Genomic DNA, 17722 nt, shown 5'->3' with positions numbered 1-17722 from the left:
TTTTATGTCTAAAGAAATTATTGATCCAAAAACTTTTGTCGGTGGCGTGATTATGGATGTTATGAATCCAGAGCAAGCTAAAATTGCTGAAGCGGCGGGTGCAGTGGCTGTTATGGCTCTAGAACGTATTCCAGCAGATATTCGTCAAGCAGGTGGCGTTAGCCGGATGTCCGATCCAGCCTTAATCAAGTCGATTCAAGAAGCTGTTTCTATCCCGGTTATGGCTAAAGTGCGTATTGGTCATTTTGTCGAAGCGCAAATCTTACAAGCTATTGACGTTGATTTTATTGATGAATCTGAAGTTTTATCACCAGCTGATAATGACCATCATATAAATAAGACAAATTTCCAAATACCTTTTGTATGTGGAGCTAGAAATATTGGCGAAGCTCTCCGTCGTATTCAAGAAGGAGCTTCCATGATTCGGACCAAAGGAGAAGCGGGAACAGGAGATGTGGTTCAAGCTGTGACCCATATGCGGTCGATCCAAGCGGGCATTAAACGTATTCAAGCCATGGATGAAGATGAACTATATGTCGAAGCCCGTGACTTAAAGGTACCTTATGATTTACTTAAAAAAGTGCATGAAACGGGTGAATTACCAGTAGTTAACTTTTCTGCTGGTGGGGTAGCGACTCCTGCCGATGCAGCTTTAATGATGCAATTAGGTGCTCAAGGGGTCTTTGTTGGGTCTGGTATTTTCAAATCAGGTAACCCTGAAAAAAGAGCCAAAGCAATTGTTCGAGCTGTTGAAAATTATCAAGATCCTAAAGTCATCGCCGAAGTGTCAGAAGATTTGGGTGAAGCCATGGTCGGCTTGAACCCAGATGAAGTCGAAGTGATTATGGCTAATCGCGGTAACTAATCGAAAAGATACATACTTCAAAAAAGACAAGGTCTGCCATGGCAAACCTTGTCTTTTTGTTTTTAAAATGGAACTAGATTCTATTGTGTTTTATATCTTCGTTCTGATTGAAAGTAGAGAAGAGGCTAATAACGATTGACAGTAAAGCTGCGTACCAGAAGTTTTCAACTTGAATACCATCCAACATACTGTCTACTAATTGAATCATAAAAGCATTAATAGCAAGGTTGAAGAAACCAAAGGTCAGTAAATTAATGGCACAGCCTGCAAACTTTAATAAACGTCCTAGAGTTCCACTTACTAATCCCAATAAAATAGAAAAAATAATGACAGACAATAAACTAGTGACAACAATCCCAGGGATTATGTAACTTAAAACAAGAACCACTAAAGTTGTTGTTAAAATATTTTTCATTCAATCACTCCTTTTATAATATTATAGCAGAAATTATCGCTTCGAAATACTTCTAAATTCTTTTAAAGGGCTTACAATTATGCCATAATGAGAAAGTAAACAATTAATTAGGAGGTCATATAATGACATTTAACAAAATAGAAAGTCAAAACATTCCAGATATTCACTCGGTGGGACATTTATATGTCCATGAAGAAACGGGGGCTCAAGTTCTATATCTCGAAAATGAAGATAAGAATAAATCTTTCACCATTGGCTTTAAAACACCGCCATATAGTGACAATGGAATTACGCATATTATCGAACATTCAGTTCTCAATGGGTCTAAAAAATATCCGTCTAAAGAACCTTTCGTAGAGATTATCAAAGGATCGATGAATACCTTTGTAAACGCTATGACTTTTGCCGATAAAACCATTTATCCTGTCGCTTCAACGAATGACCAAGACTTTAGCAACTTGATGAGCGTTTATTTAGATGCCGTTTTCGAACCGAATTTCCGTCAAAATCCTCAAATTTTAGCGCAAGAGGGTTGGCATTATCATTTAGAAAAGGCTGAGGATGAGCTGATTTATAAAGGGGTCGTCTATAATGAAATGAAAGGGGCAATGGCTTCACCGGATGATCAAATGTATCATGCCATGAGTCAATCCTTATATCCAGACTCTATTTATCAATATGAATCAGGTGGTCTACCATCAGCTATTACAGATTTAACCCAAAAAGAATTTGTGGACTACCATCAAGAATATTACCATCCAAGCAATTCATTAACCGTTCTTTATGGTGACCTAGATATCAACCATGCTTTTGAGAGGTTAGAAGAATACTTTTCAGGAAAAGGCAAAACACCAGCTGTAGATTTAAAATTTAATATCCAAGAGTCAAGTCAAAAAGAAATTAATAAACACTATTCGATCACTGAAGGAGATGACCCAGCTGACAAAGACTATCTATGTTTAGCTTGGCATGTTTCGACTGCTGACAGATTACTAGAAGCCATGGCCTTTGAAATTTTGGAAGAAATTTTATTCGGTAATAACCAGTCTCCTTTGAAGAAAGCACTCCTTGATGCGGAAATAGGTGGCGACATCAGTGGAGGTCATGATTTACCTGGTTATACTGAAGTTTTTATGATTCTAGCTAAGTACTCGTCTGCTAATAAGATGGAGGACTTTAAAAAGGTTGTTAAAGAAACCTTAGCTAAATTGGTTGATGAAGGAATTGATCCAGCAATTATTCAAGCTTCCATTAATAAAATTAGCTTCCGTTTGAAAGAAAGAGTCATTTCAGAATCACGTCCTCGCGGCCTTTTTTATACCTTATCGGCTTACCAAACCTGGTTGTACGACTTTTCACCTTTTGACATTCTTTCCTTCTCTGAGAGGTTAACAGAATTGCGAAAGCTTGCCAAAGAGGGCTACTTTGAAAAATTAATTGAAGAAAAATTGTTAAACAATAACCACCGTGTGGCAATCACGCTTGAGGCAAGTCCAGGACTAAGTGATCAAAAAGAAGCCAAGCAAGATCAAGAACTACAAGCATACAAGTCTCAACTCTCTCAACAAGAGGTAGAAGATTTGGTAGCTTCCACTCAAGCCTTAATTGAACGTCAAGTATCGGTCGATAAACCAGAAGATTTAGCTAAAATCCCTATGTTAACTAAGGAAGACTTAACAACAGAAACAGAAGAATTACCTTTGACAATTAATCCGCTTGAAAAGAGTCAAGGTAAGTTTTATCATGCAGACCAATTCACCTCAGGCATTGATTACTTATCGCTTTATTGGGATATTCGTGATCTTGAAGTCGAAGAATACTCACGCCTTTCATTATTAGCCAAGTTGATGTCAGGCCTTGCTACAAAAAACTATTCTTCTGATCAATTACAACGGCAAATGGATACCCACACCGGTGGCATCTTAGCCTCAGTAGATATCGTTCCCAAATTAGACGGTAGTATTCAAACCTATTTTGCCTTAAATGGGAAAGCACTGGAAGCTTCATCCGATCATTTGATCGACTTAATGCAAGAAATTATGACTTCGACCTTGATTGAAGATCAGCAAGAAATCTTACGCATCATCCAAGAATTAATTGCCGGTTTTGAAAACCGTATAAACTTTGGGGCTCATGTTTTAGCCCTTAAACGCGCACTGAGCCAGTATAAGCCAGCTCTTAAATTAGAACAAATGACTTCAGGCATTGATTTCTTTAATTATTTAAAAGAATGCCGTGACTTACTCAAAGAAGGAAAAGGCGATCGATTATTAGACCAATTAAAGACTAGCTATCAAAAAATTCTTAACTTTAACCGTCTAAACATTTTATATACCGGTAATCAAGAGCGAGCAAGTTTGGTTAAAAATAAGGTGCTTAAAGCGTTTAATCAGCTTCCATCAAAAGATTTAGGGCCTTTGCAAACTTATCCAAGTGGCAAGAAACAAAATGAAGCCTTTGTCACCGCTCAAGATGTCAACTATGTTGGTCTTGCGGCTGATGCTAGTGACCACCTACAGTATTCAGGTGCTTCTAAGGTCCTGAGCAATGAATTGAATTTAGGCTATCTTTGGAATACCATTCGTGTACAAGGTGGAGCCTACGGTTCTGGTTATGGTCATGATCGGTTAGGTTCTTTATATATGATGTCCTATCGTGATCCTAATATCCGCCAATCAGTAGAAAGTTATTTAGCGATTCCTGCTTATGTGCGCCAATTAGAGCTTTCAGAAAGCGAGCTACTTAAGAATATCATTGGCAGTCTTTCACCATTAGAACGTCCTAAATCAGCACACGAAAAAGGAGTAGAAGCCTTCACCTTGCATTTAACTGGCTTAGATTATCGAATGATTAGTCAGTTAAAAGAAGAGATGATTGCAGTAACGAATGAGCAACTAAATGATTTAGCAGATGGATTAGAAAACGCACTTCAAGATTACACTCTAGCAGTTATTGGTAATAAGGCGAAAATTGAAAAAGATAAAGACTTATTCGATGTAATCTATGAATTATACTAAGCTATTTAACTGGTTCAAATTGAAAGAGAAAAAGCATCCTATTTTTTTAGGGTGCTTTTTTATAAGGAGTATTAAACTAAGTTTTGTGGTTGATTTTCAAGATAACGATAGATGTTTTCAAAAGCGATTTGAGCTCTTAAATCCATCGCTTCATGGGTAAAGTAACCAACATGAGGAGACAGTAGGATGTTTGGTGCGGTTAGCAGCGGGTGGTCTTCACGAAGAGGTGCCTCGCTATCAAAGACATCAATTCCGGCTCCAGCAATGTCTCCATCCTTTAAGGCTTGGGCTAGGGCATCACTATCAATGATTGGACCGCGAGCGCAATTAATCAAAACGGCTGATTTTTTCATAGCTTGTAATTGATCTTTTCCAAAGAATTGCTGGGTTTCGCGGTTAAGTGGAAGGTGGATAGTGATGATATCACTCTTAGCTAGTAATTCTTCTAAGGAGGAGTAATCCATTCCCATATTGATTAATTCCTGATCACGACTGCGATTGAACCCCATTAAGTTAGCGCCAAAGGCCTTGAATAATTTAGCCGTTTCTTTACCAATTTTTCCAGTTCCAATAATTCCTACCGTCTTGCCTTTAATTTCAGAGCCTTGCCGAATACCAGGAAAGTCTTCGGTCATTCTTACTTCTTGGTCGCTAGCCTTGAGTTGACGAAATAAATTAAGCGTCATCCCTAGGACTAATTCAGCGACGGCTGTATTGGCATAGCCAGCGGCATTCGAAACTAAAATGTCGCGATCTTTGGCTTTGATTAAAGGAATATGGTCGACGCCAGTAAAAGCCACATTGATATATTTCACCTGATCTAGCTGGTCTAAAACTTCTTCAGGCAAAGGATTGTTAGCTAAGGTAAGAATATCTGCCCCTTGACTGCGTTCAATCAATTCTTCTGGATGGGTCGTTTTTTCAGGGTAATATTTAAATTCATGGCCTGCTTCTATTAAAGGTTTTGCCAGTTCTTCAATCCGTTCTTGGGGGACTTTTAAGTTTTCTAGAACAACAATTTTCATAAAAAAACCTCCTAATTAAATAGTAACTTTAATTATACGATACGCTATTGACAATTAATTGCAAATAAAATGAAATCAGTGTTTACAGATTATATGAAAAGGTATACAATAGATTCATTAAATTTAGAAAGGAGTTAAAACAATGAACACTATGAACTTATTTGTCTTTCATTTAATTATCACAAAAACTCCTTTCATAATAAATAGGAAGACTCACTAGCTAATTGATCTAGGAGTCTGTCATTATGCAAAAAGACACCTATTTAAGGAGCACCTTAAATAGGTGTCTTTTATGCTTACTTATTATGAAAGGATCTAGGAAGAAGGAGAGAGATGTTAGCAGCATTATATCAATTTATTAAGGAACATAAAATGGCTTATTTCATTGGCGGCCTACTAGCCATTTTATCAGGCTTATTAGCTATCGTTCCCAATTATATTATTCAATTATTCATTGATGCCATTGTCAAAAAATCTTTAGATTCAAAGACTTTAATTTTTTATTTAGCCGTTTTCTCAGTAGCGGCTGTATCAAATTATATCGTAGAGGCTTCTTGGTTGGTGATTCTTTTTGGTCGTTCATCACTTTTCACCAAGCAAGTCCGTCAAAAATTATTTCGCCGACTCACTTATTTAAAATTACCTTTTTATGAAAATTACCGCTCGGGTGATTTAATGACGCGGATGACTTCAGATATAGATCGTTTGGGGGAAACATTAGCTTATGGTTTTCTAATTATCATTTCAGATGGATCTTGGCTGATTTCAATTCTTTTAGTCATGTTTATTACTATTTCCTGGAAATTGACCTTAATATCAATTATTCCTTTAATTCTTTTTGGGGTGATCATTCATTTCCTAGGACAAGAAGCCGATAAACGCTATGAAGCCAGCCGCGATGCGGTAGCTAAATTGTCTAACGAAGTGCTTGAAACAGTTGATGGGGTACGCGTAATCCGTGCCTATGGAAAGAAAGACTTAGAGCAGGTGCGTTTTCAAGAAAGAACCAAAGATGTTGTCAAACAAACCAATGTGATGAACTTCTTATTTGGTTTTTTTGGACCTTCTGCTCGTATCTTTTCTGGCCTTTCCACAGGGATTGGTCTGGCCTTAGGGGCATACTACGTCAACCAAGGCCAATTATCAATTGGTCAATTGATTACTTTCCAAATTTATCTCGGTATGTTTAATGAAGTGATTTGGGGGATGTCTGATTTGATTGCGATCTATCAACAGGGACAAGTTTCACACCGTAAGATTCAAGAAATCGAAGAGGCTGATGATCTCTTTGGCAAAGAAGGCGACCGATCGATTAGTCAGATTGAACAAATTGATTTCAAAGATTTTCAGTTTGCCTATCCTGATGATCAAGAGCCAGTTATTCAAGCCATCAATTTTTCTTTAAAGGCGGGTCAAACTTTAGGAATTGTTGGCAAAACCGGTTCAGGTAAGTCGACCTTAGTGCGACAACTCTTACGCCAGTATCCTGTTGAAGATCCTGAATCCTTAAAGATTAACGGCCATCCGATTGCTGATTATCATTTTGAACAATTAGCTAGTTTGATTGGTTATGTTCCTCAAGACCATGTGCTTTTCTCTCGCTCAGTCAAAGATAATATTCTTTTTGGAAAGTCTGATGCGACAGAAGCGGAGCTGAACGAGGCCATTGAAGCAGCTGATTTTACTAAGGATATGGCCCATATGAATAAGGGCTTAGAAACCTTAATCGGTGAAAAAGGGGTAGCCATTTCAGGTGGACAAAAACAAAGAATTGCGATTGCCCGTGCTTTAATTCGTAAGCCGGAGCTTTTAATTATGGATGACTCCTTGTCTGCAGTAGATGCTAAAACCGAAACGGCTATCATTAAAAATATTCAAGCAGCACGTCAAGATAAAACCAATATTATCATTACCCATCGTCTTTCAGCTGTTTCGCATGCAGACTTAGTTTTAGTCTTAGAAGATGGGCGCATCATTGAAAGAGGAAAACCTGAAGAACTATTAAAAACTAAAGGTTGGTATTACCAACAGTATCGTAATCAACTAATGGAGGAGGGCGAAAATGGAAACTTTTAAACGTTTATTATCCTATTTGAAGTATGCTAAATGGAAATTTTTATTAGGTGTTTTCTTCCTAATTGCTTCGGTCGGCCTTTCTGTTTATGCTCCTTTATTAGCTAAAGATTTAATTGATTATGCAGCTAATCAAGTCAGTAATAATCAAATCATTGAACAAGGCAAGGTAATTAGCTTCTTCATTCGCTATGTCTTGATTTTGGTTTCTTCGGCAGTCCTTTCTTACTCTGCATATATTTTAATGGCTTTTGTGGCCAATCAGTTGAGTAAAAAGGTGAGGGATCAAGCCCATCAGCATATGCAAACCCTACCGGTTTCATACTTTGATGATAAACCGGCTGGAAAAATTGCGGCTCGAATTGTCAATGACACGGAAGTTTTGCGTCAGTCCTTTTATCAAAACTTTTGTAACCGTATGTTGATTAACTTAATGACGGTCATTGGTATTTATGCCGCCTTACTCTACGTCAATTTAAAAATTGGTTTAGCCTTTCTTTTATTCATCCCACTTTTTATCGTTTGGCAAGTTATTTATATGCGTAAAATTGCGCCAGTCAATACTAAATGGCGTGAAAGTATCTCTGAATTAAACAGCAAAACGGCTGAGATTATTCAAGGGGTAACAATTGTTCAAGCCTTTGGACAAGAAGAAATGCTCAATGATGAATTTGAAGCAACCAATGAAGAATGGTATCAATCAAGACTCCAATCCCAAAAGATTGATTCTAGACTCTCTTGGTCCTTGGCTGATTTATTAAAAAATATGGGTATTTTATTGGTAGTGACCTATTTAGGAACTCAATACTTAGAGGGCATCTTAGGTATTTCTGTCGGTAAATTATATGTGTTAATTAATTATGTATCGCGCCTTTTTGATCCGATTACACAAATTGTGCGTTTAATGACTATGTTGCAACAATCTTTAGTTTCAGGCTCTAGGGTCTTTTCCTTGATGGATCACCCCAGTGAAAAAGATCAAGCAGCAGTCTTTGAAATGGGTGAGGGGCGTGTTAGCTTTCAAAATGTGAACTTTGCCTATAAAGGCGATCAAAAAGTCTTAAAAAATATTAATTTTGAAGTTGAGCCTGGTCAGACAATTGGTTTAGTCGGTCATACCGGTTCAGGAAAATCTTCGATAATTAATTTAATTTTCCGTTTCTATGATCCACAAGATGGAACGATTTTGATTGACGGCCAGGATATTCAAGACTTTTCGCGTGAGAGTGTTCGAGCCGATATGGGCATCGTCCTACAAGAGCCCTACCTTTTCTCAGGAACCATTGCTAGTAATATCTCTATGAATGATCCGGAGATCAGCCAAGAAAAGATCATGCAGGCTATCGAACAAGTTGGGGCCAAAGAAATGATGGCTAAATTAGAAAAGGGGATCGATGAAGTAGTGGTTGAAAAAGGTCAATCCCTTTCTTCAGGGGAACGGCAGTTAATTTCCTTTGCGCGTACCCTGGCTGCTGATCCTAAGATTTTAATTTTAGACGAAGCAACTTCACATATTGACACTGAGACTGAAACGATCATTCAAGCAGCCATGAAAGTGCTACAAAAAGGTCGGACAACTTTTATCATTGCGCACCGCCTATCGACTATTCAGCATGCCGATCAAATTATTTTGATGGATAATGGCGAAATCAAAGAAAAAGGTAACCATCATGAATTGATGGCTTTAAATGGACAGTATGCCGAAATGTATCGGATGCAGGCTAAGGTTTCCTAGTTTCTAAATTCTCAAGCAAAAAACACCGGGTAAATGCCCCGGTGTTTTTATTGCTTAGGATTAATTTATAAAATGGCTGACTTATTTATCGTAGATAAAATGCTCAGTTTGATTAAAGGCGTTTAAACGAAATTGTCCGTCACGATATTCAACAATGGATAGGGAACAATTAGATAGGGGTTGTCCACTCTCGAAATCTGCTACTAAACCGTGAATTAGATTGCTAATGGCCATGCCATGGCTCATAATCAATATTTTTTGATTAGTTCCCGCATGCTTATTTAATAGAATTAAAAGTCCTGATTCAATCCGATCCCAAAATTCAACATAATTTTCAGCCCAATGTTCAGGGTCTAAATGTTTTACTAGCTTTAGAAATTTAGGCATTTCAATTGGTTTATCCATTTTTTTTACGTCAATACCACCGGCCAATAAATGCTCATCCACTGCATCATACAGATTGGAAGCAGGTTGACCTTCAAATGAACCAAAGAAGACTTCCCGTAATTCCTTCATTAATTGGATTTCGTAGTGGTCTTTGTGATGGTTTTCATCCAGAACATAGCGGAGAGTTTCTTGCGTTCTGTGTAAATCGCTGGAATAAACCGCATCAAAATGGATATCTGCAATGCCACGACCAGAAGCTCTTGCTTGCTCAATTCCTTTAGCAGTTAGGGGGGCATCGGACCAACCTTGCACTTGACCATTGTGATTAAATATCGTTTCACCGTGCCGCATAAAGTAAAAAGTAACACCGTTAGACATAAATTCCCTCCGTTCTTTATTCTCTTTAATTATAACCTTATTGCCAATTATTGTCTAAGCAATCCGATTGAATTTATCGATTTTGCTTAGACATTCAAGTGCAATTACTCAATGATTATGGTAATCTATAGAAGTTATAAGAAGGGAGAGTAGCCTAAATGGGGTTGTTAAATACCAAGTCTAAAGACCAAATCAAAAGCTTAGTTGTCAAAATAAAAAAGCAGCTTGATGGGCTTTCTTTTGGCTCATACGCGGCGGAAGTTTCTTACTTTATTCTCTTAGCCGTTGTTCCTATTCTCTTAGCCTTTTCCAACTTGATTGTGCTCTTACCTTATTCTTATGAAGAAGTCATTGTCTTTTTGAGAACTTCTTTGCCTGGACAAGTGGCTAAGTCCTTAATCCCAATGATTCAACAGTACTATCAAACAGCTTCTACTAGCTGGGTGCCAATTGGTTTAGTCTTAGCTTTATGGCCTGCTTCCAATGTGTTTAATGCCTTGCAAAGAGTGCTCAATCAAATATATAGGGTAAAGAGTAAGAGACACTTTTTGATTCAACGCTTATTTGCCTATCTTTTTACCTTAGTCAGCGTCTTAGTTATTTTAGTTTCAACCTTTATTTTTACTTTCGGTGAGTATTTACTGACTTGGATTGACCAGTATTTAAGAAGTGATTTGAGCTTTTTGTTTACTTGGTTAAGAGGGGGAAGTTGGGGGTCTTTATTTTTCCTCTTTATTTTTCTAGTGATTGTTTATACCTATTTACCGCATCATCAATTAAAATATACTAAAGCTATTCCAGGATCCTTATTCTCTGTATTAACGTTTACTCTTTTAGGTAAATTATTTGGGACCATTATTCAATTTAATCAATCACTTAATAGTAACACTGCCTTGGGTGCAATTTTAGTCATCATGTTTTGGATTTATCTAAATTGTCTCATATTTTTTATCGGCGCTTTTATAAATGTTCTAACTTTAGATTTTAAAGCAGTTAATAAGAGACTTTAATGAAATGATTCGATCTATCAAATCCATCGATTAAGTCTTATCCTTAAGGAGGAAGAAATATTAATGCAAATAAATAGAAGAATTGCTAGTTATCAAGAAAATCGAATTGATTATGGCATTGTTTTAACTGTTTTGTTGTTATGTTTAGTGGGCTTAGCCGTTGTATATGCAACTACCGCAATGATTTCCAACCAAGGAATCGGGCCGACCTTACAACAAGCCTTGTGGTACGCCTTAGGTTCTCTGGTCGTTATTATCGTTATGCAGTTTGATAGTGAACAGTATTGGAAATTATCCATTTACTTTTACGGTATTGGTCTGTTTTTACTGGTGCTCGTCCTTTTTTTCCATGATCGCCAAACAGCAATCATGACGGGAGCTAAATCCTGGTTCAAATTAGGTTCTTTATCTTTTCAACCTTCAGAGTTGATGAAACCAGCCTTGATAGTTTATCTGTCACGATTGGTAACCGAACACAATAATCAAAATACTAATCGAACGATTCAAAGCGACTTTATCTTGATTGGTAAACTCTTATTGGCTTCCGCACCTGTATTAATATTAGTGCAAATGCAAAATGACTTGGGAACTAACTTGGTCATGCTGTCTATTATCGCTGGATTGATTCTTTTATCCGGTGTTTCATGGAAAATTTTATTTCCAGCTTTTTCAGTTGTTTTCATTGTTGGTGGGGGATTAATCTTACTGGCCGTCTTATTCCCAGATGCCTTACTGAAAATCGGCTTCCAACCTTATCAGTTAGGCCGGATCACTACTTGGTTAGAACCCTTCTCAGACACCAGAGGTGAATCTTACCAACTGGTTCAATCGATCTTAGCGATTGGATCTGGTCAACTCTATGGTAAGGGCTTTGGCATTTCCGAAGTGCCAGTTCCGGTTCGTGAATCAGACTTTATTTTTACGACTATTGGTGAAAATTTTGGTTTTTTTGGTGCGGCGATTATTCTGGTGATTTATTTTGTTTTGATTTATCAAATGGTTCAAACTTGTTTTGAGACTCAAAATGAGTATTATACTTATATTTCTGCAGGAGTTATTACCATGATTCTTTTCCACGTTCTAGAGAATGTGGGCATGACTATCGGTTTACTGCCAATTACGGGAGTACCATTACCCTTTATCTCTCAAGGGGGATCGGCCATACTGTCCAATATGGTCGGAGTGGGTCTGATACTCTCTATGCGTTACCATCACCGATCCTATATGTTCTCAGAAGCTGACCCTTATATGTACGGTGATCGTAAGCAATACTAAAACAAAAACGAATCCTATGCAGGATTCGTTTTTGTTTGATTAATTAAAAATTACTGCTTATTTTTAGCCCGTTCTACCAAATCTTTAAAGATAGCTCGACTGCTTTCTTGATGTTTGTAAGTGAGTTCAGGGTGCCATTGGACAGCTAAAATATCCACATTTGGATCAGTGGATTCAATGGCTTCAACCAGATGGTCACCTGACCAGGCAATGGCTTTTAAGTCTTTACCCAGCTCTTTAATGGCTTGATGGTGAAGACTGTTGACGTAATCACCAGTTCCCATCCAATTACTTAAACGTGAATTGGGATCAATTTTAACCCGGTGGGTCATACGGTTTAATTCTGATTTTTGCACGTGTTGAATAGCCCATTCTGGATACAAGCTGAGGTCTTGATAGAGGTTCCCACCTTGAAGAACATTAATTAATTGCATACCACGACAGATACCAAGGATTGGCTTGCCAGCTTGCATAAAATGTTTAATTAATTTTAATTCATGGTGGTCACGGTCGATATTTAAAGATCCTAATTTTAAATGAGGTTCTTCTTGATAAAAACGTGGATCCACATCTTGTCCACCAGTTAGGATCAGACCGTCTATACGGTCAATAATGGCTTCAATTGGATATTGGTTATTGATGGGTAGAACGAGTGGAATCCCTCCCGCTTCAATAATAGCTTCTACAAAAAAGTGAGGGGTGTAAGTAGCATCGAAGGCTGCATATCGAGGGTCGTTTTGAATGGGTGTAATACTACCAGTAATTGCGATGATTGGTTGCATAATAAATTCCTTTCTGCGACTATAATGATATTCCTATTATACAAGAAAGTGCCTGCAAGTTAAAAGGCTTTATAGCATACAAAGCATAAAATATTTGGTACACTAATGAGAGAGGATGAGGAGGGGCATTATGGACTTTCAAAAGGCAAAACAGGCTTTAGTTCAGGGTAAGATTGATAATGTTTACTGTCTTCAAGGCAGTGAAGTCTATCTTCAACAAAATTTTCGACAAGCTCTGGCTCAAAAAATTGAACATTTGGCCGGCGAACTAGACCTTTCTAGCTTTGACGCTAATGAAGTATCCATTGACACTGTTTTAGATGAAGCAGAAAGTTATTCGTTTTTTGTCGACCAACGCCTTATTATAGTGGACCAAGTAGATTTTCTAATCAGCCAAGCTCAACAAAAAATGACTGATGGTCAAACAAAGCGCTTGTTGGATTATTTGAAGGATCCTAATCCCGCTACTTGTATTCTTTTTATCGTCCCTCATGATCAAGTGGATAAAAGGCGAAAATTAACTAAGGCATTCCTGAAAGAGACGACTTATATTAATATTTCTCCTCTAGGAGAAGCGGCTGTTCAGTCCTTTATTCAAAGTTATATTCAAAGTGCTGATTTTGAGATGACTACAGAAGCTCAAAAGGCTTTGTTACAACGTGTAGATTATCAATTGAGTCAAGCAGTGGCCGAATTGGAGAAGTTGAAACAATTTGCTCAAAGTGGTCAAAAGGTTACCCTGGAAGTGGTAAATTCTTTAGTCACACGCAGCCTAGCTTCAGATGTCTTTGAATTGACCAATGCTATACTAGCCCGCAAGCTTGATCGCTCGATTCAAATTTATCAAGACTTAATATTAATGAAGCACGATCCCATTCAACTACATGCCTTAATCGTTTCGCAGTTTCGCTTATTTTTACAAGTTAAACTCTTACAAATGCAAGGAATAAAGCAAGATGAAATAGCTCAAACACTCTCTGTCCATCCTTATCGAGTGAAATTAGCCCTTCAAGCCAGTCGACCCATGCAAATAGGAGAACTTAGTCAGCTTTATTTACAACTCATTCAAGCTGATTACCAAATGAAAACCGGTTTAGGCAATAAGGATACGTCTTTCTATCTGATCCTGACCAAAATCATGCAACTTTAATTAAAGGAGGTTCCTATGCAAAAAATTCGCTTAGCCATCGCAGGTTTCGATCAAGTGGGTCAAGCTATTATGGAAGTTATGGATCAACACCAAGACTTAATTATCCAACATATCTTTAGCCGGCAAAGTAAGCAGGACTTCCCACAAGCCTTGCAGTCTTTGCCTATTCATCCCATGGAACAAGCACTTCACTTTAAAGAGTCTATTGATGTCTTGCTAGTCTGTAGGGGTTCTACTGAGGACAATCCTGATAATCTAACGGAATATGCGGCTCATTTTAATTTAGTGGATACATATAATTTTTATGCTAAGCCAGCTCTTTTATTAAAATCGATCGATTCTATCAGTCAGGTTCACCATAAATTAGCCGTGATAGGTGTAGGGTGGAATCCTGGTATTTATACAATCAATCAATTATTGGCAGAAGCTGTGATGCCTCAAGCAACTAATTATCGTTTTATCGAAAATGAATGGAGTCAAAAAATGAGTGAAACACTGGCTGGCATAGAAGGAGTAGCCCAAGCAAGTGTATATATCAAAGCCTCTCCTCAAAGTATACAAGCCATTTTAAAAGGGGAAGGTGCTGATTTGCGTTTTTCTGACTATCAAGAAAGAGTGGCTTACCTAGTTTTGGAAGAGGGAGTGAATCCTGACAGGATTCATGATCAAGTACAGGCCTTACCTAATTATCTTTCTCAAGTTGAAAGGAATATAAATTTTGTTTCGAGTGATCAGATGACCAAGCTTTCAAAGGAAGCCAAAGCGGGTCGGCTGATTCGGACCCTTTCAGACAATCAAGAGCTTACTACTTATGATTTGAGCTTAAGTTTTAATCACCCTCGATTTAATCAAGCCCATTTACTGCTGGCCTATGCCAGAGCGGTTTACCGTTTAGCTAGTGAAGGAAAATCAGGAGCCTTAACACAATTAGATGTTCCAGTGTCTTATTTAAGCAAGCACAGTCGACAAGAACTACTTAATCAGTATCTATAAAATGAAGTTCAACATAAAAAGCATCCTTCTTAAAACCTTTCGATTAGGGTCTGTAACAAGATTTATCGGCTTGTTGTTAGGCCCCTAATCAAGCAAGGATTAACGAGGATGCTTGGTCTGATTAATCAGTAAAACAAAAAAGCTCCCAATGGAAGCTCAATTATTATTTAGCAGATGCAATTAATTTAGCTAAACGAGATTTATCACGTGCTGCTTTGTTGTGATGAATTAAGCCTTTAGTTGCGGCAGAGTCAATAGCTTTAACTGCGGCTTGGTATAATGCTTGAACATCACCTTCGCCCGTTTCAACTGCTACGCGAACTTTTTTCATTGCAGTTCTTAAAGCAGAAACTTGAGTGCGTTTACGGCTAGAAACTTTTTCAGTTTGACGTGTACGTTTTTTTGCTGATGCTGTATTGGCCATGAATGGTCACCTCTTTTCAATAAATCTAGTCTAAGTCTGAAAACTTAGTCAACAAGAAATATTATACAGAAGACAATGTCAACTTGCAATAAAAATAAGTCAGATTATTTAATAAGCATTGAACTTGTGAGACAAGCAAAAGTTGTGTAATTTATTAAGAGCAAAAGCATAAATGGAGGCGAGTTTTTGAAGAGTAATAAATTTAGGGTGGTATCACCTTATGAACCAGCTGGTGACCAACCCCAGGCAATTAAAGAGTTAGCGGCTGGTTTAAGAGCAGGAAAAAAAGAGCAGATTTTACTTGGGGCTACTGGTACGGGTAAAACATATACAGTGGCTAAGGTAATTGAAGAAGTCAATAAACCAACATTGGTCCTAGCTCATAATAAAACACTAGCCGGTCAATTATATTCCGAATTATTAGAATTTTTCCCTGATAATGCGGTCGAATATTTTGTCTCCTACTATGATTATTATCAGCCAGAAGCCTATGTGCCATCTTCTGATACCTATATCGAAAAGGAATCCAGTGTCAATGACGAAATTGATAAGTTGCGTCATTCAGCTTCTTCTTCTTTATTAGAAAGAGACGATGTGATAGTAGTCGCCTCAGTGTCGTGTATTTATGGTTTGGTTGATCCGGACATGTATCGTGAGCATGTACTTTCTTTACGTCAAGGTCAAGAAATTGCCCGTGACCAAGTGATGGCTCGTTTAGTCGACATGCAATTTGTTCGCAATGATATTGATTTTCAACGTGGAACCTTTAGAGCCCGTGGCGATGTCCTAGAAATCTTTTTAGCTTCAAGAGATAAAGAAGTCATTCGGATTGAGTTTTTCGGTGATGAAATCGACCGTATCCGTGAAGTAGATGTTTTAACAGGTGAAATCAAAAAGGATGTCGAACACTATCCCATTTATCCGGCTACCCACTTCGTAGCTAATCAAAAACAAACGCAAAGAGCAGTTGAAAGTATTCGTCAAGAATTAGAGGAAAGATTAGAAGTCTTACGCTCTGAGAATAAACTATTAGAAGCTCAGCGACTAGAGCAAAGAACTAACTATGATATTGAAATGTTATTGGAAATGGGCTATTGTTCAGGCATTGAAAACTATTCGCGCCATCTGGATGGGCGTGCACCAGGAGAGCCACCTTATACGCTATTAGATTTCTTTCCTGATGATTTTCTAATCGTTGCTGACGAATCCCACATTACCATGCCGCAGATTCGTGGGATGTATAATGGTGACCGGGCGCGTAAGGAGCAGTTGGTTGAATACGGCTTTCGTCTACCTTCAGCTGTGGATAATCGTCCACTTAAACTCAATGAGTTTGAAGACCATATTAATCAGATTATTTATATCTCAGCCACACCAGGCCCTTATGAATTAGAACATACCAACCATGAATATATCGAACAAATTATTCGTCCAACAGGTCTTTTGGATCCTGTTATAGAGGTTCGACCGATTAAGGGACAAATTGATGATTTAGTTTCCGAAATTAGTTTAAGAGTGGAAAGAAATGAACGTGTCTTTGTAACGACTTTAACCAAAAAAATGTCTGAAGACTTAACCGATTATCTAAGGGAATTGGATATTAAGGTCAAATATCTGCATTCAGATATTGTGACTTTGGAGCGAACGGAAATCATCCGTGATCTCAGATTAGGTGTTTTTGACGTCTTAATCGGGATTAACTTATTAAGAGAGGGACTAGATGTCCCTGAGGTATCACTGGTGACGATTTTAGATGCGGACAAGGAAGGCTTTTTAAGGTCAGAACGTGCCTTGGTACAAACTATTGGTCGAGCCGCTCGAAACCAAAACGGTCGCGTAATTATGTATGCAGATCGCATCACTAATTCTATGCAAAAAGCGATTGATGAGACAGAAAGACGACGCCAAATTCAAACAGCTTATAATAAAGAGCATGGCATCACACCGACGACTATCAAAAAAGATATTCGCGACTTAATTCGTATCACTCACGATGTGGAAGCAGAAGATCGTCAAGAAAATGTCTTACTAGATTTCAAACAACTATCTCGGATGCAAAGAGAGGAAGAGCTGGAGCGTTTAACCATGTTGATGAAAGCTTATGCTAAAGAAATGAATTTTGAAAAAGCAGCCGAGACGCGTGATTTAATGATGGAGTTGAAAGCGCATTTCAAGATAAAATAAGTAATAAAA

The 17722-nt window shown here is 37.9% G+C and carries 14 protein-coding genes; 9 read left to right on the top strand and 5 right to left on the bottom strand.

What is annotated here, in order from left to right; all coding sequences use genetic code 11:
• The first annotated feature begins 4 nt into the window (after positions 1-4).
• Positions 5-865: a pyridoxal 5'-phosphate synthase lyase subunit PdxS gene (gene pdxS / locus ACQV2S_RS00795; RefSeq protein ID WP_428874142.1), complete on the top strand. Its 861-nt coding sequence runs from the start codon at positions 5-7 to the stop codon at positions 863-865.
• A gap of 73 nt (positions 866-938) precedes the next feature.
• Here pdxS and ACQV2S_RS00790 read toward each other — a convergent pair whose 3' ends face one another.
• Positions 939-1280, bottom strand: a complete 342-nt coding sequence (locus ACQV2S_RS00790; protein ID WP_428874141.1) for a phage holin family protein — start codon at positions 1278-1280, stop codon at positions 939-941.
• A 122-nt stretch (positions 1281-1402) separates the two neighbouring features.
• Here ACQV2S_RS00790 and ACQV2S_RS00785 point away from each other — a divergent pair, with 122 nt between their 5' ends.
• Positions 1403-4297: an insulinase family protein gene (locus tag ACQV2S_RS00785; RefSeq protein ID WP_428884831.1), complete on the top strand. Its 2895-nt coding sequence runs from the start codon at positions 1403-1405 to the stop codon at positions 4295-4297.
• 71 nt (positions 4298-4368) lie between these two features.
• Here the strand turns inward: ACQV2S_RS00785 and ACQV2S_RS00780 are convergent, their stop codons facing one another.
• Entirely contained in the window at positions 4369-5322 is a 954-nt protein-coding gene (locus ACQV2S_RS00780) for an NAD(P)-dependent oxidoreductase (protein WP_428884830.1), read from the bottom strand.
• 333 nt (positions 5323-5655) lie between these two features.
• Between ACQV2S_RS00780 and ACQV2S_RS00775 the strand changes: the two genes are divergently transcribed.
• Positions 5656-7398 carry an ABC transporter ATP-binding protein gene (locus tag ACQV2S_RS00775; protein WP_428881909.1) on the top strand — a complete coding sequence of 581 codons (1743 nt, stop codon included), beginning with the start codon at positions 5656-5658 and terminating at the stop codon, positions 7396-7398.
• Complete coding sequence (locus ACQV2S_RS00770) at positions 7385-9130, top strand: ABC transporter ATP-binding protein (RefSeq protein ID WP_428874137.1); 1746 nt, start codon at positions 7385-7387, stop codon at positions 9128-9130. The genes ACQV2S_RS00775 and ACQV2S_RS00770 overlap by 14 nt, the downstream gene beginning before the upstream one ends.
• 81 nt (positions 9131-9211) lie before the next feature.
• Here ACQV2S_RS00770 and ACQV2S_RS00765 read toward each other — a convergent pair whose 3' ends face one another.
• Positions 9212-9895 carry a histidine phosphatase family protein gene (locus tag ACQV2S_RS00765; protein WP_428874135.1) on the bottom strand — a complete coding sequence of 228 codons (684 nt, stop codon included), beginning with the start codon at positions 9893-9895 and terminating at the stop codon, positions 9212-9214.
• Between the two features lie 158 nt (positions 9896-10053).
• On the opposite strand from ACQV2S_RS00765, the gene ACQV2S_RS00760 reads away from it, so the two are divergent.
• A complete protein-coding gene (locus tag ACQV2S_RS00760) occupies positions 10054-10905 on the top strand; it encodes a YihY/virulence factor BrkB family protein (RefSeq protein ID WP_428875498.1) in 852 nt (283 codons plus the stop codon).
• Between the two features lie 63 nt (positions 10906-10968).
• The gene (locus tag ACQV2S_RS00755) at positions 10969-12180 is read left to right on the top strand and encodes an FtsW/RodA/SpoVE family cell cycle protein (RefSeq protein ID WP_428874133.1); all 1212 of its coding nucleotides are present in this window, start codon (positions 10969-10971) and stop codon (positions 12178-12180) included.
• A 50-nt stretch (positions 12181-12230) separates the two neighbouring features.
• On the opposite strand, the gene ACQV2S_RS00750 is transcribed toward ACQV2S_RS00755, so the two are convergent.
• Entirely contained in the window at positions 12231-12962 is a 732-nt protein-coding gene (locus tag ACQV2S_RS00750; RefSeq protein WP_428874132.1) for a gamma-glutamyl-gamma-aminobutyrate hydrolase family protein, read from the bottom strand.
• A gap of 130 nt (positions 12963-13092) precedes the next feature.
• Between ACQV2S_RS00750 and holA the strand changes: the two genes are divergently transcribed.
• Positions 13093-14112, top strand: a complete 1020-nt coding sequence (holA, locus tag ACQV2S_RS00745; protein ID WP_428884829.1) for a DNA polymerase III subunit delta — start codon at positions 13093-13095, stop codon at positions 14110-14112.
• 15 nt (positions 14113-14127) lie between these two features.
• Complete coding sequence (locus ACQV2S_RS00740; protein WP_428884828.1) at positions 14128-15105, top strand: diaminopimelate dehydrogenase; 978 nt, start codon at positions 14128-14130, stop codon at positions 15103-15105.
• Between the two features lie 163 nt (positions 15106-15268).
• Here ACQV2S_RS00740 and rpsT read toward each other — a convergent pair whose 3' ends face one another.
• Positions 15269-15529, bottom strand: coding sequence for a 30S ribosomal protein S20 (rpsT, locus tag ACQV2S_RS00735; protein WP_428874128.1), 261 nt, complete (start codon positions 15527-15529; stop codon positions 15269-15271).
• A 186-nt stretch (positions 15530-15715) separates the two neighbouring features.
• Here rpsT and uvrB point away from each other — a divergent pair, with 186 nt between their 5' ends.
• A complete protein-coding gene (uvrB, locus tag ACQV2S_RS00730) occupies positions 15716-17713 on the top strand; it encodes an excinuclease ABC subunit UvrB (RefSeq protein ID WP_428884827.1) in 1998 nt (665 codons plus the stop codon).
• The last annotated feature ends 9 nt before the right edge of the window (positions 17714-17722 follow it).

The organism is Facklamia sp. P13064, assembly GCF_050409425.1.
Lineage (GTDB): Bacteria > Bacillota > Bacilli > Lactobacillales > Aerococcaceae > Facklamia.
Note: the sequence above shows the minus strand (reverse complement) of the source record. Positions and strands in the feature narration are given on the sequence as shown.